23 protein-coding genes and 2 tRNA genes are annotated in these 24559 nt (G+C 68.8%); 17 read left to right on the plus strand and 8 right to left on the minus strand.

The features are described from left to right. Nucleotide 1: 1 nt before the first annotated feature. On the minus strand, nucleotides 2–1006 hold the full coding sequence (locus HWX14_RS05860; RefSeq protein ID WP_175881914.1) for an RluA family pseudouridine synthase: 1005 nt from the start codon (nucleotides 1004–1006) through the stop codon (nucleotides 2–4). Nucleotides 1007–1726: 720 nt separating this feature from the next. Here HWX14_RS05860 and HWX14_RS05865 point away from each other — a divergent pair. The 6 genes from HWX14_RS05865 (at nucleotide 1727) to HWX14_RS05890 (ending at nucleotide 8979) form a co-directional block, all read left to right on the plus strand. After that, on the plus strand, nucleotides 1727–4885 hold the full coding sequence (locus tag HWX14_RS05865; protein WP_175881915.1) for an Rne/Rng family ribonuclease: 3159 nt from the start codon (nucleotides 1727–1729) through the stop codon (nucleotides 4883–4885). Between the two features lie 131 nt (nucleotides 4886–5016). Beyond that, on the plus strand, nucleotides 5017–6129 hold the full coding sequence (gene moaA, locus HWX14_RS05870) for a GTP 3',8-cyclase MoaA (RefSeq protein WP_175881916.1): 1113 nt from the start codon (nucleotides 5017–5019) through the stop codon (nucleotides 6127–6129). Nucleotides 6130–6156: 27 nt separating this feature from the next. After that, nucleotides 6157–6774, plus strand: coding sequence for a molybdenum cofactor guanylyltransferase MobA (gene mobA, locus HWX14_RS05875; RefSeq protein ID WP_175881917.1), 618 nt, complete (start codon nucleotides 6157–6159; stop codon nucleotides 6772–6774). Between the two features lie 111 nt (nucleotides 6775–6885). Beyond that, a complete protein-coding gene (gene glp, locus HWX14_RS05880; protein WP_175881918.1) occupies nucleotides 6886–8184 on the plus strand; it encodes a gephyrin-like molybdotransferase Glp in 1299 nt (432 codons plus the stop codon). Nucleotides 8185–8221: 37 nt separating this feature from the next. Beyond that, nucleotides 8222–8497 carry a hypothetical protein gene (locus HWX14_RS05885; RefSeq protein WP_006476519.1) on the plus strand — a complete coding sequence of 92 codons (276 nt, stop codon included), beginning with the start codon at nucleotides 8222–8224 and terminating at the stop codon, nucleotides 8495–8497. Then, on the plus strand, nucleotides 8494–8979 hold the full coding sequence (locus HWX14_RS05890) for a GNAT family N-acetyltransferase (RefSeq protein WP_175881919.1): 486 nt from the start codon (nucleotides 8494–8496) through the stop codon (nucleotides 8977–8979). Before HWX14_RS05885 ends, HWX14_RS05890 begins: the two co-directional genes overlap by 4 nt. Before the next feature lie 97 nt (nucleotides 8980–9076). On the opposite strand, the gene rmuC is transcribed toward HWX14_RS05890, so the two are convergent. From rmuC to pncB, 5 genes are all read right to left on the minus strand, one after another. Further along, nucleotides 9077–10555 carry a DNA recombination protein RmuC gene (gene rmuC, locus HWX14_RS05895; protein ID WP_175881920.1) on the minus strand — a complete coding sequence of 493 codons (1479 nt, stop codon included), beginning with the start codon at nucleotides 10553–10555 and terminating at the stop codon, nucleotides 9077–9079. After that, complete coding sequence (locus HWX14_RS05900; RefSeq protein WP_175881921.1) at nucleotides 10552–11541, minus strand: D-glycerate dehydrogenase; 990 nt, start codon at nucleotides 11539–11541, stop codon at nucleotides 10552–10554. Before HWX14_RS05900 ends, rmuC begins: the two co-directional genes overlap by 4 nt. A gap of 81 nt (nucleotides 11542–11622) precedes the next feature. Next, a complete protein-coding gene (locus tag HWX14_RS05905; RefSeq protein WP_175881922.1) occupies nucleotides 11623–13053 on the minus strand; it encodes a sodium:proton antiporter in 1431 nt (476 codons plus the stop codon). Between the two features lie 43 nt (nucleotides 13054–13096). Further along, a complete protein-coding gene (locus HWX14_RS05910; protein ID WP_175881923.1) occupies nucleotides 13097–13759 on the minus strand; it encodes a lactate utilization protein C in 663 nt (220 codons plus the stop codon). 86 nt (nucleotides 13760–13845) lie between these two features. Further along, nucleotides 13846–15045 carry a nicotinate phosphoribosyltransferase gene (gene pncB / locus HWX14_RS05915; protein ID WP_126360375.1) on the minus strand — a complete coding sequence of 400 codons (1200 nt, stop codon included), beginning with the start codon at nucleotides 15043–15045 and terminating at the stop codon, nucleotides 13846–13848. 287 nt (nucleotides 15046–15332) lie between these two features. On the opposite strand from pncB, the gene fdxA reads away from it, so the two are divergent. The 8 genes from fdxA (at nucleotide 15333) to HWX14_RS05955 (ending at nucleotide 19745) form a co-directional block, all read left to right on the plus strand. Further along, entirely contained in the window at nucleotides 15333–15656 is a 324-nt protein-coding gene (fdxA, locus tag HWX14_RS05920; RefSeq protein ID WP_006753067.1) for a ferredoxin FdxA, read from the plus strand. Nucleotides 15657–15760: 104 nt separating this feature from the next. Further along, a tRNA-Asn gene (locus HWX14_RS05925) sits at nucleotides 15761–15836 on the plus strand. Nucleotides 15837–15908: 72 nt separating this feature from the next. Beyond that, nucleotides 15909–15984 (plus strand) — tRNA-Asn (locus HWX14_RS05930). Between the two features lie 127 nt (nucleotides 15985–16111). After that, entirely contained in the window at nucleotides 16112–16597 is a 486-nt protein-coding gene (locus HWX14_RS05935) for a CreA family protein (protein WP_175881924.1), read from the plus strand. Nucleotides 16598–16658: 61 nt separating this feature from the next. After that, nucleotides 16659–17579 (plus strand): AraC family transcriptional regulator, encoded by a 921-nt coding sequence (locus tag HWX14_RS05940; protein WP_175881925.1) that lies wholly within the window; start codon nucleotides 16659–16661, stop codon nucleotides 17577–17579. Nucleotides 17580–17705: 126 nt separating this feature from the next. Then, nucleotides 17706–18473 carry an AzlC family ABC transporter permease gene (locus HWX14_RS05945; protein ID WP_175881926.1) on the plus strand — a complete coding sequence of 256 codons (768 nt, stop codon included), beginning with the start codon at nucleotides 17706–17708 and terminating at the stop codon, nucleotides 18471–18473. Further along, nucleotides 18470–18808, plus strand: a complete 339-nt coding sequence (locus HWX14_RS05950; protein ID WP_175881927.1) for an AzlD domain-containing protein — start codon at nucleotides 18470–18472, stop codon at nucleotides 18806–18808. The genes HWX14_RS05945 and HWX14_RS05950 overlap by 4 nt, the downstream gene beginning before the upstream one ends. 160 nt (nucleotides 18809–18968) lie before the next feature. Beyond that, nucleotides 18969–19745: a DUF4088 family protein gene (locus HWX14_RS05955; protein WP_059574031.1), complete on the plus strand. Its 777-nt coding sequence runs from the start codon at nucleotides 18969–18971 to the stop codon at nucleotides 19743–19745. Nucleotides 19746–19875: 130 nt separating this feature from the next. Here the strand turns inward: HWX14_RS05955 and HWX14_RS05960 are convergent, their stop codons facing one another. Further along, nucleotides 19876–20277 (minus strand): hypothetical protein, encoded by a 402-nt coding sequence (locus HWX14_RS05960; protein ID WP_175881928.1) that lies wholly within the window; start codon nucleotides 20275–20277, stop codon nucleotides 19876–19878. Nucleotides 20278–20543: 266 nt separating this feature from the next. Between HWX14_RS05960 and HWX14_RS05965 the strand changes: the two genes are divergently transcribed. The 3 genes from HWX14_RS05965 to fumC all read left to right on the plus strand — a co-directional run bounded on the left by HWX14_RS05965 (nucleotide 20544) and on the right by fumC (nucleotide 23906). Continuing rightward, entirely contained in the window at nucleotides 20544–20762 is a 219-nt protein-coding gene (locus tag HWX14_RS05965) for an RNA-binding S4 domain-containing protein (RefSeq protein ID WP_006486208.1), read from the plus strand. A 169-nt stretch (nucleotides 20763–20931) separates the two neighbouring features. Continuing rightward, on the plus strand, nucleotides 20932–22320 hold the full coding sequence (norM, locus tag HWX14_RS05970) for a multidrug efflux MATE transporter NorM (protein ID WP_175881929.1): 1389 nt from the start codon (nucleotides 20932–20934) through the stop codon (nucleotides 22318–22320). A gap of 191 nt (nucleotides 22321–22511) precedes the next feature. Continuing rightward, nucleotides 22512–23906: a class II fumarate hydratase gene (fumC, locus tag HWX14_RS05975; RefSeq protein ID WP_011544913.1), complete on the plus strand. Its 1395-nt coding sequence runs from the start codon at nucleotides 22512–22514 to the stop codon at nucleotides 23904–23906. A 46-nt stretch (nucleotides 23907–23952) separates the two neighbouring features. Here fumC and HWX14_RS05980 read toward each other — a convergent pair whose 3' ends face one another. Continuing rightward, nucleotides 23953–24465, minus strand: coding sequence for an acyl-CoA thioesterase (locus HWX14_RS05980; protein ID WP_011544912.1), 513 nt, complete (start codon nucleotides 24463–24465; stop codon nucleotides 23953–23955). Nucleotides 24466–24559 lie beyond the last annotated feature (94 nt).

Raw genomic sequence — 24559 nt, forward strand, 5'->3', positions numbered from 1 at the left:
TTCAGGCGGTATCGCGCAATGCGCTGAGTTGATCGAGAAAGCGCCGGCATTCGGCCGGCAGCGGCGCATCGAACTGCAGCGCCTCGCCGGTCAGCGGATGAGCGAGCTTGAGGCGGTGCGCATGCAGGAACATCCGTTTCAGCGACGGCTGCGCGTTCGCGCGCGCCAGCGCCTTGTTCAGTGCGAAATCGCCGTACTTGGCGTCGCCGGCGATCGGCAGGCCGAGATGCGCGAGGTGCACGCGGATCTGATGGGTTCGACCCGTTTTGAGTTCCGCTTCGACGAGCACGTAGTCGGCCCAGCGGTCCACAAGGTTGAACACCGTGTGCGACGCCAGCCCGTCGTCCTGCACGCGCACGCGGCGCTCCCCTTCCGGGGTCGAATACTTGAAGAGGGGCGCCTTCACCGCGCGGCGCCGGCCCCAGTCGGGCTGCCATTCGCCGTGCGCGCACGCGAAGTAGCGCTTGTCCATCCGGTTCTCACGAATCTGCTCGTGCAGGCCGACGAGCGCCGTGCGCTTCTTCGCGAGCATCAGGATGCCGGACGTCTCGCGGTCGAGCCGGTGCACCAGTTCGAGGAATTTCGCGCGCGGGCGCGCCTGGCGCATCTGCTCGATTACGCCGAACGCGACGCCGCTGCCGCCGTGGACCGCGACGCCGGCCGGCTTGTCGATCACGAGCATCGCGTCGTCCTCGTACAGCACGTCGAAATTCGCGGGCGGGACGACCGGCGTGTCGGCGCGCGCGAGGTCGGCGGCCGCCACCCGCACCGGCGGCACGCGGACGAGGTCGCCCAGTTCGAGGCGGTACTGCGCGTCGATCCGGCCCTTGTTGACACGCACTTCGCCGCTGCGCAGGATCCGGTAAATATGGCTTTTCGGCACGCCTTTACAGACGCGCAACAGGAAATTGTCGATGCGCTGACCGGCCGAGTTTTCGTCGATCTCGATCATCGATACCTGGCCGCTTGCGACCGAATTCTGGGATATTTTGCCTAACTCATTCATACTGAATATAATTTTGCCCAGCCTGACGTTGTGGGTGGCCTGTTCGGCCGGCCCCGGCTGAATCGGGCAAGGCGCAAGCGCAAACTGCTATTTTACTTGCGCCGGGGGTCCGCTGCTCGCCCCTAATCAAAGAGATGCAGCAAGTTGCACGCACGGCGCCGCCCGTCGGCAAGGATCGCGCCCACAGGCGGATTCGGTCGGCAAGGCGCCGCGGTAACGGAAAGTTGGTTGAAAAGAATTTGATCGGCAGCCGGACGGCGCGAAGTGCGTCCGCAGGCTGCCGGTTGCGAAAATTACGGCGTTGCGCCCGATTTGGCCCCGCGAAGCGTGCGGGGCTTGGCGACGTCAAACCAGGGAAGTACACCCCAAGCGGGAAAGTCGGGCTGGATTCGATACTCCCCGCTGCGGCCCAAGCCGCAGCATCTGCCGCCCGTCGGCGCGCGCGACGCATTGCGCGCGCCCGTGGCAATGCCCGGACAGGCTTAGCGCGCTTTTGCAGCGTGCGGTGTGTGAACGCCGTGCTTTGAAGCCGTATTCGCAGGTGCCCTATGGCCGCCGGCCCCGTCTTTCGGGCCCAAGCGCCTCTTCAGGCAATTCTCCCCGCCAGCGTTCCCGCTCCAGCGTGCTCGTGACAACACAACAAGGTGCGGCCTGCCGTCGTTCCCGCCCTCGCGACTGACAACCGCGAGGCGCCGGCAGCGGAGCCGCCTGGAGCCGTTCATGAAACGCATGCTGTTCAATGCGACGCAGCAGGAGGAGCTGCGCGTCGCCATCGTCGATGGGCAAAAGCTCATCGACATCGACATCGAAACCGCCGGGCGCGAACAGCGCAAAGGCAATATCTACAAAGGTGTCATCACCCGCATCGAGCCGTCGCTCGAAGCGTGCTTCGTCAACTACGGCGAAGACCGCCACGGCTTCCTGCCGTTCAAGGAAGTCGCCCGCCAGTACTTCAAGGACGGCGTCGACATGCGCTCCGCGCGCATTCAGGATGCGCTGCGCGAAGGCCAGGAACTGATCGTCCAGGTCGAGAAGGAAGAGCGTGGCAACAAGGGCGCCGCCCTCACCACCTTCATCTCGCTCGCCGGCCGTTACCTCGTGCTGATGCCGAACAACCCGCGCGGCGGCGGCGTGTCGCGCCGGATCGAAGGCGACGAGCGCCAGGAACTGCGCGAAACGATGGCGCAACTGCAGATTCCGGACGGCATGAGCATGATCGCCCGTACCGCGGGCATCGGCCGCAGCGCCGAGGAACTGCAGTGGGACCTGAACTACCTGCTGCAGCTGTGGCGCGCGATCGAAGCGGCGTCGCAAAGCGGCAACGCCGGCCAGCCGATGCTGATCTATCTGGAATCGAGCCTCGTGATCCGCGCGATCCGGGACTATTTCCAGCCCGATATCGGCGAAATCCTGATCGACACGAACGAAATCCACGATCAGGCCCGCGCGTTCATGGACATCGTGATGCCGGACAACGTCGCGAAGGTGAAGCGCTACCACGACGACGTGCCGCTGTTCTCGCGTTTCCAGATCGAGCACCAGATCGAAACCGCGTACTCGCGTACGGTGCCGCTGCCGTCCGGCGGCGCGATCGTGATCGACCACACCGAAGCGCTCGTCGCGATCGACGTGAACTCGGCCCGCGCGACCAAGGGCGCGGACATCGAGGAAACGGCCACCCGCACGAACCTCGAAGCGGCCGACGAAGTCGCCCGCCAGCTGCGCCTGCGCGACCTCGGCGGCCTGATCGTGATCGATTTCATCGACATGGAATCGGCGAAGAGCCAGCGTGAAGTCGAGCAGCGCCTGAAGGACGCGCTCAAGCACGACCGTGCGCGCGTGCAGATGGGCAAGATCTCCCGCTTCGGCCTGATGGAACTGTCGCGCCAGCGCCTGCGTCCGGCGCTGTCGGAAGGCAGCCACGTGACGTGCCCGCGCTGCAACGGCACCGGCCACATCCGCGACACCGAATCGTCCGCGCTGCAGGTCCTGCGGATCATTCAGGAAGAAGCGATGAAGGAAAACACCGCGGCGATCCACTGCCAGGTGCCGGTCGAGGTGACCGCCTTCCTGCTGAACGAAAAGCGTCAGGAAATCAACAAGATCGAGTCGCGCTTCAAGGTCGGCATCGTGCTGATCCCGAACAAGCACCTCGATACGCCGCACTACAAGCTCGAGCGCCTGCGTCACGACGACGCGCGCCTCGACGATCCGCGCGCGTCCTGGAAGATGGCCGAGGAAGCGGCCCGCGAGCTCGAGTCGGAAACCGGCTACAGCAAGCGTGCGGCCGAAGTGAAGCCGAAGCAGGAAGCCGCGGTCAAGGGCATCACGCCCGAGCGTCCGGCACCGAGCCCGGCGCCGCAGCGTCCGGTCGAACCCGTTGCGGCCCCCGCCCCGGCGCCCGTCGCCGCGGCAAGCGGCGGTTTCATCGGCTGGCTGAAGGGCCTGTTCGGCGTGTCGGCGGCACCGGCGCCCGCACCGGTTGCGCCCGCACCGGCGAAGGAGCAGGCAGCGCGTCCGGCTCGCGAACGCACCGAAAAGACCGAGCAGCGCGGCGGCGATCGCAATCGCAACCGTCGCGGCGGCGCCCAGCAGGCACAAGGCGGCCGTGACCAGGCAGCCGCGGGCCGTGGCCAGCCGCAGCGCCAGGAACGCGAAGGCAAGGAAGTGCGCGAACCGCGTGAAGGCCGTGAGCCGCGCGAGGGTCGCGAACTGCGTGAAGGTCGCGAGGGTCGCGAAGGCCGCGAGAACCGTGAGGGTCGCGAAGCTCGCGAACCGCGTGAAGGCCGTGGCCCGCGCGAAGGTCGCGAGCCGCGTGAAGGCCGTGAGCCGCGCGAACCGCGCGAAAACCGCGAACCGCGCGAGCGTGTCGAACAGCCGGAAGGCGTCGAAGCAGCCGCCCGTGGCGAGCGCCAGGAACGCGGCGAGCGTCGGGAGCGCGGCGAACGCCGCAAGCCGACCCAGCATGCGGCCACGCTCGAAACCGTCACCCGTGGTGAAAACCATCCGGAACCGGAAACCGACACGGCTGCTGCAGAAGCCCTGCCCGGCGCGGAACTGGCAGCCGATGCGGAAGCCGGCGCACGTGACGGCGAAGAACGCCGCCGTCGCCGTCGCGGCCGCCGCGGCGGTCGTCGCGAGCGCGAGGAAGACGGCGCGGTCGACCAGGCCGAGCAAGGCGCCGAAGGTGAAGTCGTGGCGCAAGCCGTGACGCCGGCCGCACCGGTCGCGGCCGAACCGGCCCACACGGCCGCGCCGGCAGTCGTCGCGGCCGTGGCCAGCGCGGTCGCCGTGGAAGCCGTCGTCGAGCAGCATGCCGCACCGGCCGCTGTCGAAGCGCAAGCGGCACCGGCACACGCCGAAGCGGCTCCGGCCGCCCCGGTCGAGCCCGTCGTCGCCGTCCAGGCAGCAGAACCGGCACCGATCGCACCGGCGGTCGCGGAAGCGGGCCCGGCGCCGGTCGCGGTGTCGCCGACCGATGCGTTCGAAGTGCCGGCAGCCGCCCCGGCGGCTGTCGAGGCGCCGCAAGCCGCGCCGGTCGAGCCGGCCGCCCCGGCCGTCGCGATCGAAGCCGCTCCGGTGGCTGCCGAACCGGCACCGGTCGAAGCAGCACCGGCCGAGGCCGTCGCTGCACCGGCACCGGTACCGACGCCGGCTCCCGCCCCCGCACAACCGGCCGCCGCGCCCGCTTCGGCGAGCCTGGATGTCGTGCTGGAGCAGGCTGGTCTCGTCTGGGTGAACACGGACGCCGATAAGTTCGCGGCCGCGCAGGAAGCCGCGTCGCGACTCCCGCGCCCGGCCCGCGTGCCGCGCGAACGCAAGGTGCTGCCGCCGGCCGATACGGCCCCGATGCAGCAGGTCGAAACGACGCACCACTGAACGGCGCATCGCACGACCAGGAAAAGCCCGCCTCCGGCGGGCTTTTTCACGTCCGCGCTGCGGGTTTCCGCCCACCGGCCCCGCCGGCCGGTTGCGGCTAAAATAGCAGTCTGGTTCGCACTTCTTCCAACATGTCCCGACGCATCATTCCTCTCGCCGACGTCAGCGGGATGCCGGACGTCTCCGGCGTCGCGCATGCCCCCGACGGCACGCTGGCCGACACGTTCGCCAGGCCGCTGCGCGACCTGCGCATTTCGGTGACGGACCGCTGCAACTTCCGTTGCGTGTACTGCATGCCGCGCGCGGTGTTCGACAAGGACTATCCGTTCCTGCCGCACAGCGCGCTGCTCACGCACGAGGAAATCGAGCGCGTCGCGCGAGTCTTCGTCGCACACGGCGTCGAGAAGATCCGCATCACGGGCGGCGAGCCGCTGCTGCGCAAGAACCTCGAATTCCTGATCGAGCGCCTCGCGCGCCTGACGACGCACGCCGGCCGCCCGCTCGACCTGACGCTGACGACCAACGGCTCGCTGCTCGCACGCAAGGCGCGCGCACTGAAGGACGCCGGGCTCACGCGCGTCACGGTCAGCCTCGATGCGCTCGACGAAACGCTGTTCAAGCGCATGAACGACGCCGACTTCGCGAGCGCCGACGTGCTCGACGGCATCTTCGCCGCGCAGGCCGCGGGCCTCGCGCCGGTCAAGGTCAACATGGTCGTGAAGCGCGGCACCAACGACAGCGAGATCCTGCCGATGGCCGAGCGTTTTCGCGGTACCGGCGTGATCCTGCGTTTCATCGAATACATGGACGTCGGCACGTCGAACGGCTGGAACATGACCGAGGTGTTGCCGTCGGCGGACGTCGTCGCGCGCATCGCCGAACATTTCCCGCTCGTGCCGCTCGAGCCGCACACGGCGGCCGAGACCGCGCAGCGCTGGGGCTATGCGGACGGCCGCGGCGAGATCGGCGTGATCTCGAGCGTCACGCAGGCCTTCTGCGGCGACTGCACGCGCGCGCGGCTGTCGACCGAAGGCAAGCTGTACCTGTGCCTGTTCGCGTCGGCGGGCCACGACCTGCGCGCGCTGGTGCGCGGCGGCGCGAGCGATGCCGAGATCGCGACCGCGATCGCCCGCATCTGGCACGCGCGCACCGACCGCTATTCGCAGCTGCGCGGCAGCGCATCGGCAGCCTCCGCGCCCGACGGCGCCGGCAAGCGCGTCGAAATGTCATATATCGGCGGCTGACGCCCGCCCCCTCTCCGCCTGCGTACGATGCCCGCTCCCGTCTCTCCGTCGATCGCCGGCCTGCTGCTCGCAGGCGGGCGCGCCACGCGCATGGACGGCGTCGACAAGGGCCTGCAACTGCTCGACGGTACGCCGCTCGCGCTGCACGTGCTGCGCCGGCTGTCGCCGCAGGTCGACGAGACGCTGATCAGCGCGAATCGCCATGCCGACCGCTATGCCGAGCTCGGGGCGCCGTTCGACGCGCGCATCGTCGCCGATGAAACCGCCGACTTCCCCGGCCCGCTCGCGGGCCTGCTTGCCGGCATGCGCGCGGCGCACGCGCCGCTCGTCGCATGCTCGCCCTGCGATACGCCCTATCTGCCCGCCGACCTCGTCGCGCGGCTGCATGCGGCGCTCGACGCGCAGCAGGCCGACATCGCGATGGCGGTCACCGTCGACGCGCAGCAGATACGCTCGCCGCAGCCGACGTTCGCGCTGCTGCGCACGGCGCTGGCCGACGACCTGGCCGCCCGGCTCGCGGCCGGCGACCGCAAGGTGCGTGCGTGGTACGCACGCCACAAGACCGTCGAAGTCGAGTTTCGCGACGAGCGTGCGTTTTACAATGCCAACTCCTGGCAGGAACTCGCCGCGCTGGCCCGCCGCTGACGGCACCGCGCCGTTCCTGCCCGGCGACCGCCACACGCGAAACCCGCGCCCCGGCACCCTCCTCGCGCCACCGGCCACGAACCCGATACGCCTTGCGGCGCAGTCCGACTGATGATCACGCACTCCTCGCCCGCCTCTCGAACCGCACCCGACCCCGATGCCCCGCTGTCGCTCGCCGACGCGCAGGCGCTCGCGTGCCGCTTCGCGGTGCCCGTCGACGCGTGCGACACGGTGGCACTGCGCGATGCGCTCGACCGCGTGCTCGCGGCCGACGTGAGCGCGCCGTTCGACATTCCCGCGTACGACAACTCGGCGATGGACGGCTATGCGTTCGACGGCGGCGCCGCGGCACTCGCATCGGCGCAGGGCGAAGTCGCGATGGCGGTCGCCGGCACCGCGTTCGCCGGTCATCCGTTCGACGGCGCCGTGGCGGCCGGCGCATGCGTGCGCATCATGACAGGCGCGCCGATGCCGGCCGGATGCGACACGGTGATTGCGCAGGAGCGCGTGCGCGCCGACGGCGACACGATCCGCTTCGCCGCGCACGACGTCGCGCGCGGCGCGAACTGCCGCCGGGCCGGCGAGGATCTCGCGCGCGGCGCCTGCGCGCTTGCCGCGGGCCGCATCCTGCGGCCGTCCGACCTCGGCCTGCTCGCGTCGTTCGGCATCGCCGACGTCACGGTGCGCCGGCGCGTGCGCGTCGCCGTGTTCTCGACCGGCGACGAGTTGCGCGAGCCCGGCGAACCGCTCGGCCGCGGCGCGCTGTACGACAGCAATCGCGGGATGCTGATCGCGATGCTCGAACGGCTGCACGTGGATGCGATCGATCTCGGCATCGTCCGCGACGATCCGGCCGCGCTCGAAGCCGCGTTGCGCGACGCGATCGCCGCGCAGGCCGATGCGGTCATCACGTCCGGCGGCGTGTCGGTCGGCGAAGCCGATTTCACGCGCGACGTGATGGCGCGGCTCGGCGACGTGACGTTCGCGAGCCTCGCGCTGCGGCCCGGCCGGCCGCTCGCGTGCGGCACGCTCGCACGCGCGGCCGACGGTGCCGGTCGCGCGTTGTTCTTCGGCTTGCCCGGCAATCCGGTCGCGTCCGCCGTGACGTTCCTTGCGATCGTGCGCCCCGCGCTGCTGACGCTGGCCGGCGCGCGGACGCCGCCGCCGGCCCTGTACACGGCGCTCAGCACCCATGCGCTGAAGAAGCGTCCCGGCCGCACCGAATACCTGCGCGGCATCGCGACGCGCGCCGCCGACGGCCAATGGCACGTCGCGCCGGCCGGCTCGCAAAGCTCCGCGTCGCTGAGCGGTCTCGCGGCCGCCAACTGTTTCATCGTCCTGGGCCACGATTCCGCGGCAGTCGACGCGGGCGCCCCGGTCGACATCCTGCCGCTCGACGGCCTGATCTGAATTCCAATCGGTACATCTCTACGGGGGCAATCCGCACATGAAAAAACAAATCTCGTCGATCGCCGCAGGGCAGACCGCAAAGGCGCTGATCCTCGTCTACCTGACGTTCAGTGTGCCGATCGTGCTGCTCGGCATTCTCGTCGCGTATATCCGTTACGGGATGGTCGAGTTGAGCACGATCCTGAGCGCGCTGCTGCTGAACGCGATCCTCGGTTTCGTGCTGCTGTGGATCGCATGCCATGCGTACAACTGGGTCGCGTCGCGCTTCGGCGGCATCGAGATCGTGCTGTCCGATCCGCCGGAAGAAGCGTGAGCGGCACGCCGCTGATCCGCGCGGCCGACACGCGCGACGTCGGCGCGATCCTCGCGCTGATGCGCGAGCTGGCCGAGTTCGAGAAGCTCACGGAGCTGTTCGTCGCGACCGAAGCCGATCTCGCCGACGCGCTGTTCGGCGCGCACCCGGCTGCCGAAGCGCTGGTGGCCGAGCGCGACGGCACGATCGTCGCGTACGCGCTGTTCTTCCACAACTATTCGACGTTCCTCGGCCGTCGCGGGCTCTATCTCGAGGATCTGTACGTGCAGCCGTCGCAGCGCGGCACGGGCCTCGGCACCACGATGCTGCGTCATCTCGCGGCACTCGCCGTCGAGCGCCGTTGCGCTCGCTTCGAATGGTCGGTGCTCGACTGGAACCAGCCGGCGATCGACTTCTACGAGAAGATGGGCGCGACCGTGCTGCCGGAGTGGCGCATCGTGCGCGTGACGGGCGACGCGCTGGACACGCTCGCCGCGCATTGAGCGCGAGCCGGCCGCGCCGGCGATCGCTGCAAAAGAAAACGGGCGCCCGCGGCGCCCGTTTTTGCGTCCGGCGGCTGCCGGCAACGCGCGTCACGCGTCACGCGTCGTCCGCATCGGCGCCTTCGGCCTCTTCCGCGCCGAGCAGCCCCGCCGCCGTGTCACCCGGCAGCGCCTCGACCTGCTTCAGCTTGCGGCTCATCACGCGCGTGCGCTGCTCGGCGGACTCGATCGAGCGCGTGACCGTTTCGAGCTGCGCCTTCGTGCGCGCGAGCACGTCGCCGAACTTGCCGAATTCCGTCTTGACCGCGCCGAGCACCTGCCACACCTCGCTCGAGCGCTGCTCGATCGCGAGCGTGCGGAAGCCCATCTGCAGGCTGTTCAGCAGCGCGGTGAGCGTGGTCGGCCCGGCGACCGTCACGCGATAGTCGCGCTGCAGCAGGTCGGTCAGCCCCGGACGGCGCAGGATCTCCGCATAGAGCCCCTCGGTCGGCAGGAACAGCAGCGCGAAATCGGTCGTGTGCGGCGGCGCGACGTACTTCTCGGCGATCGTGCGCGCCTCCATCCGCACGCGCGCCTCGAGCGCACGCGCCGCCTCCTCGACGGCCACCGCATCGGCGCGCTCCTGCGCGTCGATCAACCGCTCGTAGTCTTCGCGCGGGAATTTCGCGTCGATCGGCAGCCACACCGGCGATGCGTCGCGTGTGCCGGCTTCGCGACCCGGCAGCCGGATCGCGAATTCGACGCGCTCGGTGCTCTTCGGCACCGTCGCGACGTTCTTCGCGTACTGGTCGGGCGTCAGCATCTGTTCCAGCAGCGCCTCGAGCTGCACTTCGCCCCAGGTGCCGCGCGTCTTCACGTTGGTCAGCACCTTCTTCAGGTCGCCGACGCCGGCCGCGAGCGTCTGCATCTCGCCGAGCCCGCGATGCACCTGTTCGAGGCGGTCCGACACGAGCTTGAACGATTCGCCGAGCCGCTGCTCGAGCGTCGCATGCAGCTTCTCGTCGACGGTGCGGCGCATCTCCTCGAGCTTCGCCGCGTTGTTCGTCTCGATTTCCTTCAGCCGCTGTTCGAGCGTCGCACGCACCTCGCCGATCCGGCGGTCGTTCGCCTCGGTCAGTTGCGTGAGCTGCCGGTTCAGCGTGTCGCCGAACAGCCGCAACGCGCCCGTCTGTTCCTCGCGCGCCTGCTGGGCCTGGCGCTGCACGCTCTCGCGCATCGCGTCGAACTGCTGCGCGTTGCCGGCGACGAGCTTGCCGAGCTGCTGCGCGAACCCCTCGATCTGGTTGTTCTGCACGGTCGCCACGCTCGTCAGTTGCGCGGCGAGCGTCTGCTGCAACTGGGCGAAGCTGCCGGCCAGCTCGGTACGCGAACCGCGTGCGTTCTCGACGATCTCGCCGCGCAATTCGCGTTCGAGCCGCTCGACCGCGCGCGCCTGCGCATGCGCGGCGTCCTCGATCTGGTCGCCGAGCACGGCCGCATCGTCGTGACGGCCGCCGCCGCGCACGAGCGCGACGATCGCCACCGCGAGCGCGACGGCCAGCACGACGACCGCCGCAAGCAACAACGTCATCGTCATGCGCGCGGCTTCCCGATCACGTCAGGGTTGATCGGATTCGGCGGCTGCCCGGCACGCGGCCCTTCGCCGAGCGCGGCGATCAGGTTGTCGGCGGCGAGGTTCGCCATCGCGCGGCGGGTCTTTTCGGTCGCGCTCGCGATATGCGGCGTCAGCACGACGTTCGGCACCTCGAGCAGCGCCGGATGCACGCTCGGCTCGCCCTCGTACACGTCGAGGCCGGCCGCGGCGATCGTCCCGTCGCGCAGCGCGGCGGCCAGCGCCGCGTCGTCGACGATCCCGCCGCGCGCGATATTGGTCAGCGTCGCCGTGGGCTTCATCTTCGCGAGCTCGGCCGCGCCGATCGTGTGATGGTTCTCCTTCGTGTACGGCAGCACGAGCACGACATGATCGGCGCGCGCGAGCAGCGCATCCTTCGACACGTATTCGGCATTCAGCTCGGCTTCGATCTCCGGCGCGACGCGCGACCGGTTGTGATAGATCACCTGCATCCCGAAGCCGCGCGCGCGGCGCGCGAGCGCCTGGCCGATGCGGCCCATCCCGATCACGCCGAGCGTCGAGCCGTGGATGTCGCTGCCGAGGAAGCCGTCGTACGCCCACTTCTGCCAGTGACCGGCGCGCAGCCAGTGTTCGGATTCGGCGATCCGGCGCGCGGCGGCCATCATCAGCGCCCAGCCGAAATCGGCGGTCGACTCGTTCAGCACGTCGGGCGTGTTGGTGCCGAGCACGTTCGCCGCGTTGAACGCGGCCATGTCGAAGTTGTTGTAGCCGACCGCCATGTTCGCCACGACGCGCAGGCGCGGCGCCGCCGCGAGCGTTGCCGCGCCGACCGGGTCGCCGGCCGTCAGCGCGCCGTCCTTGTCGGCCAGACGCGCGGCGAGCGCGTCGGGCGCGAGCGCGTCGCCGTCGTTCCAGTCGACGTCGAAATACTGCTTGAGCCGTTCGATCACGTCCGGAAAGACCGGACGCGCGACCAGGATCTTCTGCATCGCCATCTCCGCATGCCGCGGACGGATCGCGGCGCGCCATGCGCCGCCGGAGCCGCCCGCTCGGGGTTGAAAAACGTCAGCTTACGCCGTGAAGAAAAGCCACGACGTCAGCAGGAATACCGGTATCAGCACGACGAGCGCCCAGCCGAGGTACGCGAAGAAGCTCGGCATCTTCACCCCGCGCGATTCGGCGATCGCCTTCACCATGAAGTTCGGCGCGTTGCCGATATAGCTGTTCGCGCCCATGAACACCGCGCCGGCGGAAATCGCGGCGAGCGTCGACGCGCCGGTCGTCATCAGCGCCTGCGCATCGCCGCCCGCGAGGTTGAAGAACACGAGATAGGTCGGCGCGTTGTCGAGGAACGACGACAGGATGCCCGTCGCCCAGAAGTACATCGCGTCGATCGGCTTGCCGTCGGGCCCGGTGACGAGATGGACGATTTGCGCGAACGCGCCGTCGGCGCCCGCGCGCAGGATCACGATCACCGGCGCGATCGTCACGAAGATGCCCGCGAACAGCTTCGCGACTTCCTCGATCGGCGCCCAGTTGAACGCGTTGCCCTCGCGCGCGGAACGCGGCGTCAGCGCGAGCGATGCGAGCGTCACCGCCACGAGCGCGACGTCGCGCACGAGATTCTGCAGCGCGACGTGCGTGCCCCACACGTCGAACGAGATGCCCGGCTTCCACACGCCGCTCATCAGCACGAGCGCGATCACGGCCGCCAGCAGCACGAAGTTGATCTTGCCGTCGATCGACAGCGCCGCGCCGTCGGGCGTCGGATCGAGCGCGGCCGGCCGCGCTTCGCCGCCCTTCCGGTAGAAGTACGTATCGAGCGCGAAGAACAGCGTCAGCAGCACCACGCAGATGAACAGCATCGGCAGCGCGAGATGGGTGGTCGTCCAGAAGAAGCTCACGCCGTTCAGGAAGCCGAGGAACAGCGGCGGATCGCCGAGCGGCGACAGCGAGCCGCCCGCGTTCGCGACGAGGAAGATGAAGAAGATCACGACGTGCACGACATGCTTGCGGTTGTCGTTGGCGCGCAGCAGCGGCCGGATCAGCAGCATCGCGGCGCCCGTCGTGCCCATCACGCTCGCGAGCAGCGTGCCGAGCGCGAGGATCGCGGTATTCAGCTTCGGCGAACCATGCAGGTTGCCGTTCACGCAGATGCCGCCCGCGACCGTATAGAGCGCGGTGAGCAGCACGATGAACGGAATGTATTCCTCGAGCAGCGCATGCACCAGCGTGCCGAACGCGGTGCCCGCGCCGAACGCGACCGCGAACGGCGCCAGGAATGCGATCGCCCAGACGGCGGCGATCTTGCCGAAATGGTGATGCCAGAACACGGGGGCGACGAGCGGGAACAGCGCGATGGACAGCAGGATCCCGGCGAACGGGATGCCCCAGAGCGCGGACAGCGTGGCACCGTCGAGCGTGGCGGCCGATGCGAGCGCGGGAGCGGCGCCAAGCGCGATGCCCGACGCCATGCCCGCCCAGGCGGCATGTCGTTTCATGCGGAACTTCCTTGTTCGAATAGCGGTGAATGCGGCGGGCGCGTCATGCGCCCCGTACGACGATCGCGTGCACGCGGTACGGGCCGTGTGCGCCCAGAACGATCGTTTGCTCGATGTCGCCCGTGCGCGACGGGCCCGACACGAAATTGACCGCGCGCGGCAGCTCGCCCCGCTCCGCGCGAATCAGCGCGAACGCGTCTTCATGACCGGCGACGATGCGCGACGCCGGCACGATCGCGATATGGGTTTCCGGCAGCAGGCCGGCCGATGCGTAAGTGTCGGGGCCGGACAGCAACACCAGCGACCCCGTTTCGGCGGTCGCGCAGAAGCAGCCGGTCAAGCCGACGAGATCGCCGTCGCGCGGCTTGCGGCACTCGACCGACAGGCCGGCGCCGGCCCAGTCGAGATCGGCCAGCGTGCGCCATGCGACGGCCTGCGCCGGCAGACCATGGGCGGCAAGATAGCGGGCGGCGGCGGCAGGCACGTCGGCCAGCGTCGCGACTTCGTCGACCGTGGTCGACAGGCGCTCCGCTTCGTCGACGAAAGCGGCGACGAGGTCGGCCGGCGCCGGCGGGCGCGGGCCCGGCGGATGACGCGCGAGATAGTCGGCGACGCCGTCGCGCTCCGCTGCATCGGGTTCGGCCGCGCGCCCCTGCGCCGCGCGGATGCGCGCGAGGATCTGGCGACGGGCAGCGGAAGTGTCCATGAACGGTCCTCGTGACGTTGGCGTGCAATACGTCGGATTATAGCGGCCGCCCCTGCCGCGACACACCTCGGCCGAACGGCCGACGCCTACTTCGACGCGTCTTCGTCGACCGGCTGCGCGATGCCGAACACCTGGCGCAGGTACGCGAGATACGCCTTGTCGTCGCACATGCTCTTGCCCGGTGAATCGGACAGCTTCGCGACCGGCTGGCCGTTGCAGCGAACCATCTTGATCACGATCTGCAGCGGCACGTAGCCGAGGTCGTTGGTGAGGTTGGTGCCCACGCCGAACGCGAGCTTGCAGCGGCCGCGGAACCGTTCGTACAGCTGCATGACCTTCGGGATGTCGAGCGCGTCCGAGAACACGAGCACCTTGGTGCGCGGGTCGCAGCGGTTCGCCTCGTAGTGGCGCAGCATCCGCTCGCCCCAGTCGAACGGATCGCCCGAATCGTGGCGCGCGCCGTCGAACAGCTTGCAGAAGTACATGTCGAAGTCGTTCAGGAACGCGTCCATGCCGTAGACGTCCGACAGCGCGATCCCGAGGTCGCCGCGATATTCCTTCGCCCACATCTCGAAGCCGTAGATCTGCGAATCGCGCAGCCGCGGGCCGAGCGCCTGGCATGCCTGCAGGTATTCGTGCGCCATCGTGCCGAGCGGCGTGATGTCGTGCTTCATCGCGTACAGCACGTTGCTCGTGCCCGCGAACTGCGGGCCGAGCCCGTCGCGCAGCGTGAGCGCGACTTCCTCGTGCCACACCTTCGAGAAGCGCCGGCGCGTGCCGTAGTCGGCGATCTTGCAGTCGGCGAATTCGGGCTTCGCGCCGAGCAGCTTGATCTTCTCGCGCAGCCGCTCGCGCCCTTCGCGATAGTCGGGCTCGCGCTGCGTGTTGCGGAAATAGACTTCGTTGACGATCGCGAGCACCGGGATCTCGAACAGGATCGTATGCAGCCACGGCCCCTCGATCACGACGTCGATCTCGCCATTGCCCTTCGGCGACGGCGTGATCGAGATGTACTTCTCGTTCAGGTGGAACAGCGCGAGGAAGTCGACGAAGTCGCTCTTGATGAAGCGCATCCGCCGCAGGTAGTCGAGTTCGACGTCGGCGAAACGCAGCGAGCACAGGCCGCGCACCTCGTCGCGAATCTCGTCGATGTACGGCACGAGGTCGACGCCGGGCGTGCGGCACCGGAACCGGTATTCGACGTTTGCGGCGGGGAAGTGATGCAGGACGACCTGCATCATCGTGAACTTGTAGAGATCCGTGTCCAGCAGCGAAGTGATGATCATGATGACGGCAGCGCCAATATCGTGACAGGGCACCGGCGCACCGCGCGCCGCCCGGTCTGTCGGCCATGTTACCCGAATGCGGGCCGGACCATCGCGAAACCGCCCCGCCGCGTTGCCGCATCGTGCCGGTGCCCGGCGTGCGGGTATCCGGGTTGCGCGCGCCATAAACTAATCACGAAACGATATAAGCCGGATAGCCGACCTCGTCATGCGGGTTTTGCGCTTCAGTTACAATGCCGCTTTTGGCGCAAACGCCACCCCATATACCGCCAAGCAGGAGCGTTTTAATGACTCACGTTGTGACCGAAGGCTGCATCAAGTGCAAATACACGGATTGCGTGGATGTGTGCCCGGTGGATTGCTTCCGTGAAGGTCCCAACTTTCTCGCCATCGATCCGGACGAGTGCATCGACTGCGCCGTGTGCGTCGCCGAATGCCCGACCAATGCGATCTATGCCGAAGAAGACGTTCCGGGCGACCAGCAGCAGTTCACCGAGCTGAACGCCGAGCTGGCGAAGAACTGGCCGTCGATCACGAAGACCAAGCCGGCGCCGGCCGACGCGGACGAGTGGAAGGACGTGCAAGAGAAGCTGCACCTGCTCGAGCGCTGATCGCACGGCGGCGGCCGCAAAAAATTTTATGCGTCGCGGCTCCAAGGTGTTGACAGGTTAGCGAACACTCCATACAATCTCGTTTCTCTGCTGTTGTTGTTTGTTCCCCGATAGCTCAGTCGGTAGAGCGCCGGACTGTTAATCCGTAGGTCCCTGGTTCGAGCCCAGGTCGGGGAGCCAAAAACGCAAAGGCCCGTTGAAAGTGGACGGGTTTTTTGTTGGACGACACATCACGCAGATGTACCGATTTATTCCCCGATAGCTCAGTCGGTAGAGCGCCGGACTGTTAATCCGTAGGTCCCTGGTTCGAGCCCAGGTCGGGGAGCCAAATAGCGAAAGGCCCGTCATGCGACGGGCCTTTTGTTTTTCCGGCCACCTATCCGCGTTGCTGCTTCTCGTGGCCCGGTCATGCGCATGCTAGAGTCTCTGTCCCGCATTCGCATCCGGTTCCGTCGATGAAGCATCGCCTCCTCCGTTTCGCCCCCGTCGCCCTCCTGCTCTCCGCATTCGCCGCCGCACCGTTCGCGCACGCGGAGGAAGTCGGCAGCGTCAACACCCATTTCCGCGTCACGGGTTCCGACCGCGTGGTCGTCGAGGCCTATGACGATCCGGTCGTCAACGGCGTGACCTGCTACGTGTCGCGCGCCCGCACCGGCGGGATCAAGGGTACGCTCGGCGTCGCCGAGGATCCGAGCGAAGCGTCGATCGCGTGCCGGCAGGTCGGCCCGATCAGCTTCAAGGAACCGCTCAAGCAGCAGACCGACGTGTTCAGCGAACGCATGTCGTTCATCTTCAAGACGCTGCACGTCGTGCGCGTCGTCGACAAGAAACGCAACACGATCGTCTACCTGACCTACAGCGACCGTATCGTCAGCGGCAGCCCGAAGAACGCCGTCACCGCGGTGCCGATGCCGGCCGGCACGACGATCCCGGTCAAGTAAGCCCGCACCCGCCAGGCGCGCGAGCGATACACTGTCGATTCGACCGCTCCCGCGCCCGACCATGTCCGCCACCCGCCTTCCCGATTCCGCACGCTACTGGCGCACGCCGCTCGTGCCGGACGCGGATCTGCTCACGGCCACCTATCGCGATCACGCGTTCGCGCCCCACTGGCACGACGCGTACACGATCCCCGTGATTCTCGAAGGCGCGGAACGCTTCACCTATCGCGGCAACGGCTATGTCGCCGAAACGGGCACCGTGCCCGTGATCAATCCCGGCGAAGTGCACACGGGGTCGCGTGCCACCGACGAAGGCTGGTGCTATCGCGTCAGCTACATGCCGGTCGAATTCATCCACGAACTCGCGAGTACGATCGCGGGCCGCCCGCAGGATCCGCCCTGGTTTGCCGCCGACGTGATCCGCGACGCCGATCTCGCGGCCCGGCTCACGCTCGCGCACCGGATGCTGGAAGCCGGCAGCGAGCGCGCGCTGTCGTCGCATGCGCATGCGCCGGGGCAGCCGGCCGGCGACCCGGCGGCCGGCGATTCGGCCACCGGCGCGCCGCGCCTCTACGATCCGCTCGCCGCCGAAACCGCGATGCTCGACGCGCTGTCGACGCTGATCGCGCGCCACGCCGACGCGCGGCCGCAACCGGCGCCGCTCGCGGCCGACGAACCGCGCGTCGACGCGATGCGCGAGCGGCTCGCCGCCGATCTGACGTCCACGGTGACGCTCGACGACGTCGCGCAGGCGGTCGGCCTGTCGCCGTTTCACGCCGCGCGCCTGTTCACGCGCACGACCGGCATGCCGCCGCATGCGTGGCGCAATCAGTTGCGGCTGCAGCGCGCGCTGGCGCCGCTGCGCGCGGGCGTACCGGTCGCCGATGTCGCGGCGGCCAGCGGCTTCGTCGATCAGAGCCACTTCACGCGGCATTTCAAACGGATGTTCGGCGTGCCGCCGGGGCGCTGGCAGGCAAGCTGACGCGCGGCTTCCCGTCGCCGGCAACCGCGCTGCAACCCGCGCCGCCCGCACTCGAGCCACGGCCTCGACCCGCCGAGCGCAAGAACATACAAGCCGGCGCACTACCGGCCCGCTATCCTCCAGCTCATGGAGGAGCGCTTCTTGGACAAGACACCCGCATCGCCCCCGCGCCGCCCGCTCAACGAATGGCTCGACGGCGCGCGCGACACGATTCCGATGATGATCGGCGCCGCACCGTTCGGCGTGATTTTCGGCACGCTCGTCGGCGGCGGCCCGCTCGCCGCGTGGCACGGCGCGCTGATGTCGCTCGCCGTGTTCGCGGGCTCCGCGCAGTTCATCGCGCTCGGCCTGATCGCCGGCAGCGCGAGCTTCGCCGTCGTGCTCGCCACGACGCTGATCGTGAACCTGCGCCACCTGCTGTACAGCGCGACGCTCGCGCCCTATGTCGCGCACCTGCCGCTGCGCTGGCGCGCGACGCTCGGCGCGTTGATGACCGACGAGGTGTTCGCGGTCGCCTACGGGCACTACCGGCACTACCCGCCCGGCACGATCGGCCCCCACTACTTTTTCGGCTCCGGGCTCGCGATGTACCTGAACTGGCAGGTCTGGACGCTCGCGGGCATCGGTTTCGGCACGGCGTTCCCCGGCCTGCAGTCGCTCGGCCTCGATTTCGCGATGGCGGCGACCTTCATCGCGATCGTCGTCCCGCAGCTCGGCACGCTGCGCTATTTCGCGGCGGCCGCCACAGCCGGCACGCTCGCGTACTTCTGGCAGGGCTGGCCGTACAAGCTGGGGCTGCTCGGTGCCGTCGCCGCCGGCGTCGCGATCGGCGTCGTGCTCACGCTGCGGCACGATCGCACGCGCGCCGGCTCTCGCCCGGAGGCCGCATCGTGAGCTACGCGCTGCTGATTCTCGGGATGGCCGTCATCACGTACGCGATCCGCTCGACGCTGTTCCTGTTCGGCGAGCGGCTGACGTTCCCGCCGCTCGTGCGGACCGCGCTCGGCTTCGTGCCGGTCACCGTGCTGACCGCGATCATCGTGCCGATGACCGTCTCGCCGCACGACGGCACGGCCGAGCTGACCTGGCGGAACCCGCAGCTCGTCGGCGCGCTCGCGGCCGTGCTCGTGTCGGCCACGACGCGCCGCCCGCTCGTGACGATCGCGGCCGGGCTCGCGGTGTTCTTCCTGTGGCAAGGGGTCGTCATCCCGCACTGGCTGCCCGCCTGAGCGTCCGCTCGATCGCGCGCGCTCAAGTTTCCGCCCGGTGCGCCGATATAGGAGAGGTAGACCCGCCACCGGCCCCGGCGCGCATCGGTCAGTCGACGCGGCGCCCGCTCCGGTGCGCCGTGCCGGCGCCGGCTTGCGCGGGCCGCCATCGAGACGATTCATGGGCCAGATCACCCTTTCCCTCAAGGACGACACGCTCGAGTCCCTACGCAAGGACTACGACGCGTTCGTCCGCGTGTCGCTGAAACTCGACCCGCAATTCGCGACCCCGTCGTTCGAGGATTTCCTGCGCGCCAAGCTGCTCGACAACATGGTGCCGCTGACCGAGCACGCGGTGCAGCGGATGCTGCAGGGCGGCCAGTACGCGTGGGCCAAGCGCACGCTCGACAAGGAATTTCCGGACGTCGTCGCGATCCTGATGCGGCAGGCCGGCGAATTCGGCTTCGGCTTCGCGTCGCGCTCCGAATGGACGCCCGATGAACTCGCGAAGGCATGCCGCGACTGGGCGAAGGCGATCGTCGCCGAAGCGCAGGGCGACGCGTCGCTGATCGACCCGCTCGCGTCGCAGATCAAGGGCGCGGCGCAGGACATCCAGACGCTCGAGGAACTGATGCAGACGCCTGCGTGGCGGCTCGCGGAATCGCTGCGGCAGCGGATCTACGAGGCCAAGCTCGCATGCGAGATGAGCGTCGGCAGCACCGCGCGCGACAAGCTCGGCGAACTGCGCGGGCTGCTGCGGCTCGGGCTCGCGCACGGCTCGTTCCAGAAGCAGGAAGCCCAGCAGATCATGGAATATCTGCGGCTGCTGAAGCCGGAGATTTTCGTCGAGGAACCGTACGACGTCTTCGCGCGGCTCGCCGCGTGGCTGCGCAGCGTATTCACGCCGGCTGCCGTTCGGCCCGCCCAGGGGCAGGGGCAAGGCCAGCGCAGGCCGTAAGCACGCGTCCCGCTAAACGTATTACCCACGAAAACGGCCCGATTCGCGCGAAGCGAACCGGGCCGCCGGACGATCACCCGTCGCGACACGCCCGCCGAAGACGCGCGTCGCGACAAGCGCCGGGCACCACTTACTGCGTGGCGCCCTGGGCCGAAGCACCGCCCTGCGCACCGACCGATGCGCCGCCTTCGGTCGCGTCGTCGGCCTTCGCCTTGGCCGAGCCCGCATGGCTCTTGGCCGACTTCGCCGCATGCTTCGTGTGCTTCTTGGTCGAATGGACGGCCGACGACGTCGTATCCTTCGCGCCATCCGCTGCCGCGCCGACCGCATCGGTCGCACCGCCCACCGCATTGCCCGACGCGTTCGCGCCGGCACCACCCTGGACGCCTGCACCGGCGCCTGCAGCCGGCGTCTGCGTCTGCACGCCGGCACCGGCTGCGCCTTGGGCCGTCGTGCCCGTCTGGGCGAATGCGGCCGAAGTAGCGAACGCCGTCAACGCGGCACCGATCAGCATCGTACGGATCTTGGACATGGCAATTCTCCTCGAGAAGTTGTGAGCGCGAACCGCCGCGATGCGGTCCGTCGCGTCCCTGCCGCAACACGCAGCAGGTACGACAGAAGACCCGCGGCCCGCGCGGCCGGTTCGCGAATCTCTCAGACTGTTACCCACCGTTTCATTTGCTGACGAATCGCTCACAGTCCTTTACATCCACCGGCGACGGCCCGCGCTCGCGTGCCGGCCCGCGGTGCCGTATGATGCGGAGCGTTTCCTCCCGCGCGTCGCGCACCTTCCTCGTCATGCCCAATCTGGATTTCACGCTGACCGGCGAATACGTCGAGCTGCACAACCTTCTCAAGATCACCGGCCTCGCGGACAGCGGCGGCACCGCGAAGCTGATCGTCGCGTCCGGCGCCGTGAAAGTGGACGGCGCGGTCGAGCTGCGCAAGACCTGCAAGATCCGCGCGGGCCAGGTCGTGCTGCTCGGCGACACGCGCATCGCGGTACGCGAGGCCTAGGGCGCATTCACGCTGACAACGGGGTTGCGCCGGCCCCTGGCCGTTCCCCCTGCCCGCGACATGGCCATCGGCGCACGCGTTCGACACGGTACGAATAAAGCCGTAAGCTAGCCGTCTCTCAAAATAACTACATAGAGCGCGGGCCCGCACTCGCGCGAGCGCCCATTCCATGTCGCATTCCGGTTTTACGCGGACGGCCGCCGCGCCGCCGTCCCTGTCCAGTCACGCCGCCGATACCGCGCGCCTCGCCGCGCCGCTCGCGATCGCGCAACTCTCCCAGATGGCGATGAGCGTCACCGACACGGTGCTGCTCGGTTCGCTCGGCCCCGATTCGCTCGCGGCCGGCGGCCTCGGCGCGAACTTCTTCTTCGTGATCGTGACGATCCTGCAGGGCGTGCTGTCGTCGGTCAGCGTGAGCGTCGCGCACGCGCGCGGCGCGCAGGCCGAGGATCGCGTGCCGCACATCTACTGGACGGGTTTCGCGCTGTCCGTGCTGCTCGCGATTCCGGCGATCGTCGCGCTGTCGCTGGCCGAACCGATCCTGCTGATGTTCCACGAGCCGCCGCTGCTCGCGCATCACGTCGGCGAATACACGGGCATCCTGCGCTACGCGGCGCTCGGCAGCCTGATCGGTGTCGGGCTGATGCGCGCGTTCTTGCCGGCGATCGGCGCCGCGCGGCGGCTGTTGTGGGTGTCGATCGGCGGGGTCGGCGTGAACGGCGTGCTGAACTACGGGCTGATCCACGGCGCATTCGGGCTGCCGCGCCTCGGCTTTCTCGGATCGGCCGTCGCGACGACGATCACGATCTGGCTCACCGCGCTCGCGCTGATCTGGCTGCTGCACGGCCGGCAGCGCTTCCGCCACTTCGTGACCGCGGCGCGCCCGAAGCTGCCGGTGATGGGCGAACTGATCGGCATCGGCTGGCCGGTCGCGATCACGTACGGGGTCGAATCGACGCTGTTCCTCGCCACCGGTCTCACGGTCGGCGTGCTGGGCGCGACGTCGCTCGCCGCGCACCAGATCGCGCTGAACGTCGCATCGGTATCGTTCATGGTGCCGCTCGCGATCGGCCAGGCGGCCAACGTGCGCGTCGGCTACTGGATCGGCGCGGGCTCGCCCGTCGCCGCGCGGCACGCGGGCTTCGTCGCGCTCGCGCTCGGCGTCGGCTTCATGTCGCTGTCGGGCCTCGTGATGATCGTCGCGCCGCACACGATCGTCGGCCTGTACCTGCATCTCGACGACCCGGCCAACGCAGCCACGGTGTCGCTCGCCGCGTCGCTGCTCGGCATCGCCGCGGTGTTCCAGATCGTCGACGGGATGCAGACCGTCGGGTCCGGGGCGCTGCGCGGCCTGAAGGACACGCGCATCCCGATGCTCGCCGCGACGCTCGGCTACTGGGGCATCGGCTTTCCGACCGGCTACTGGTTCGCGTTCCACGCGGGCATGGGCGCGCGCGGCCTGTGGTGGGGGCTCGCGGCCGGCCTCGCGAGCGTCGCCGTGCTGATGGCATGGCGCTTCCACCGCAAGACCGCGTCGCTCATCGCGGCGGCGCGCTAGCGCCGGTTTGCGCTCGTCGCTCGTCGCGCGCCCCGGGCGCGACACGACACGAAATCGCGGCCGGCGCTATGCTTGTCGGCTGAACCCCTCGAGACGCCGCGCAAGCGGCGCGACTGCCTCACGATACGTCTGATTACGTCTGACGCCGCGCGACGACGCGCGGCCTTTCCCCTTTCCAGGAGGAGTGCATCATGAATGAAGCAGTTCGGATGGAACGCGACACGTTCGGCGAGATCGCCGTGCCGGCCGACCGGCTCTGGGGCGCGCAGACCGAGCGCTCGCTGCAGAATTTCCGGATCTCGACGGAGAAGCAGTCGCCCGAGCTGATCCACGCGCTCGCGATCGTCAAGCGCGCCGCGGCGGCCGTCAACCAGTCGCTCGGCGTGCTCGCCGACGACAAGGCGCACGCGATCATCGAAGCCGCCGACGAGATCATCGCCGGCAAGCATCCGCGCGAATTTCCGCTCGCGGTGTGGCAGACGGGCTCCGGCACGCAGACCAACATGAACCTCAACGAGGTGATCGCGAATCGCGCGAGCGAACTGCTGGGCGGCGAGCGCGGCGAAGCGCGCAAGGTTCATCCGAACGACGACGTGAACCGCGGCCAGTCGTCGAACGACGTGTTCCCGACCGCGATGCACATCGCGGCCGCGTATGCGATCGTCAATCACCTGCTGCCGGCGCTGCGCACGCTGCGCGCGACGCTCGACGCGAAGTCGAAGGCGTTCGCCGACATCGTGAAGATCGGCCGCACGCACCTGCAGGACGCCACGCCGCTCACGCTCGGCCAGGAGTTCTCAGGCTACGTCGCGCAGCTCGATCAGGGCATCCGTCACGTCGAATCGGCGCTGCCGCACCTGTACGAGCTCGCGCTCGGCGGCACCGCGGTCGGCACGGGGCTGAACGCGCATCCGGAGTTCGCGGTGCGCGTGGCCGACGAGATCGGCCGGCTCGCGAAGCTGCCGTTCGTGACGGCGCCGAGCAAGTTCGAGGTGATGGCGGCCGCCGACGCGCTGGTGTTCGCGCACGGCGCGCTGAAGACGGTCGCGGCCAGCCTGATGAAGATCGCGAACGACGTGCGCTGGCTCGCGAGCGGGCCGCGCTGCGGGCTCGGCGAGCTGTCGATTCCGGAAAACGAGCCGGGCAGCTCGATCATGCCGGGCAAGGTGAACCCGACGCAGTCGGAAGCCGTGACGATGCTGTGCTGCCAGGTGTTCGGCAACGACGTCGCGGTCAACGTCGGCGGCGCGAGCGGCAATTTCGAGCTGAACGTGTTCCGGCCGATGATCGCGCACAACGTGCTGCAGTCGGTGCGGCTGCTCGCCGACGGCGCGCAGAGCTTCAACGATCACTGCGCGGTCGGCATCGAGCCGAACCGCTCGCGCATCGACCTGTTGCTGAACGAATCGCTGATGCTCGTGACGGCGCTCAATCCGCACATCGGCTACGACAAGTCCGCGCAGATCGCGAAGAAGGCGCACAAGGAAGGCACGACGCTGAAGGCGGCCGCGCTCGCGCTCGGCTACCTGACCGAGGCGGAATTCGATGCATGGGTGCGCCCCGAGCAGATGATCGGAACGCGATAAAGGCAGGACAGCGGGCGCGGCGCGTCGAGCGCGGCGCCCGTCGCGCTCAGACCGCGCCCTTCGCGACCTCTTCCGGCTTCATCTCGACGATCTTGTCGAGCGCGGCCCGTACGTCGGCCGCATATTTGGCGAGCACCTTCTGCTCGTCGGTCTCGGGTACGAACGGCGGCACCGGCACCGGGTTGCCGTTCTCGTCGACCGCGACGAACACGACGAGGCAATCGGTCGTCTGGCGCAGCACGCCGCCCTTCGGATCGCCGGCGTGCACCGACACATGGATGTGCATGCTGGTACGGCCCGTCGCGACGACGCGCGCCTTCAGCTCGACCAGATTGCCGACCAGGATCGGACGCTGGAAACGGATGTTGCCGACGCTGACCGTCACGCAATAGCGGCTCGACCAGACGGCCGCGCACGCATACGCGACCTCGTCGATCCACTTCATCAGCGCGCCGCCATGCACCTTGCCGCCGAAGTTCACGGACGAAGGTTCGGCGAGGAAGCGGAATACGGTTTCGGTGCGGTCGAGGGCGGCCGGCACGGGGGACGGTTGGGGCATTATTGTGGCTCCAGGCGGCAGAGGCGCTGTGATCGGGCCATTATACGTTGCAGTGCGGCAACGCGTCGCGGCCAGCCCCGCGTGGCGGGGCTCC

Source organism: Burkholderia sp. BCC0044, from assembly GCF_902832955.1.
GTDB lineage: Bacteria > Pseudomonadota > Gammaproteobacteria > Burkholderiales > Burkholderiaceae > Burkholderia.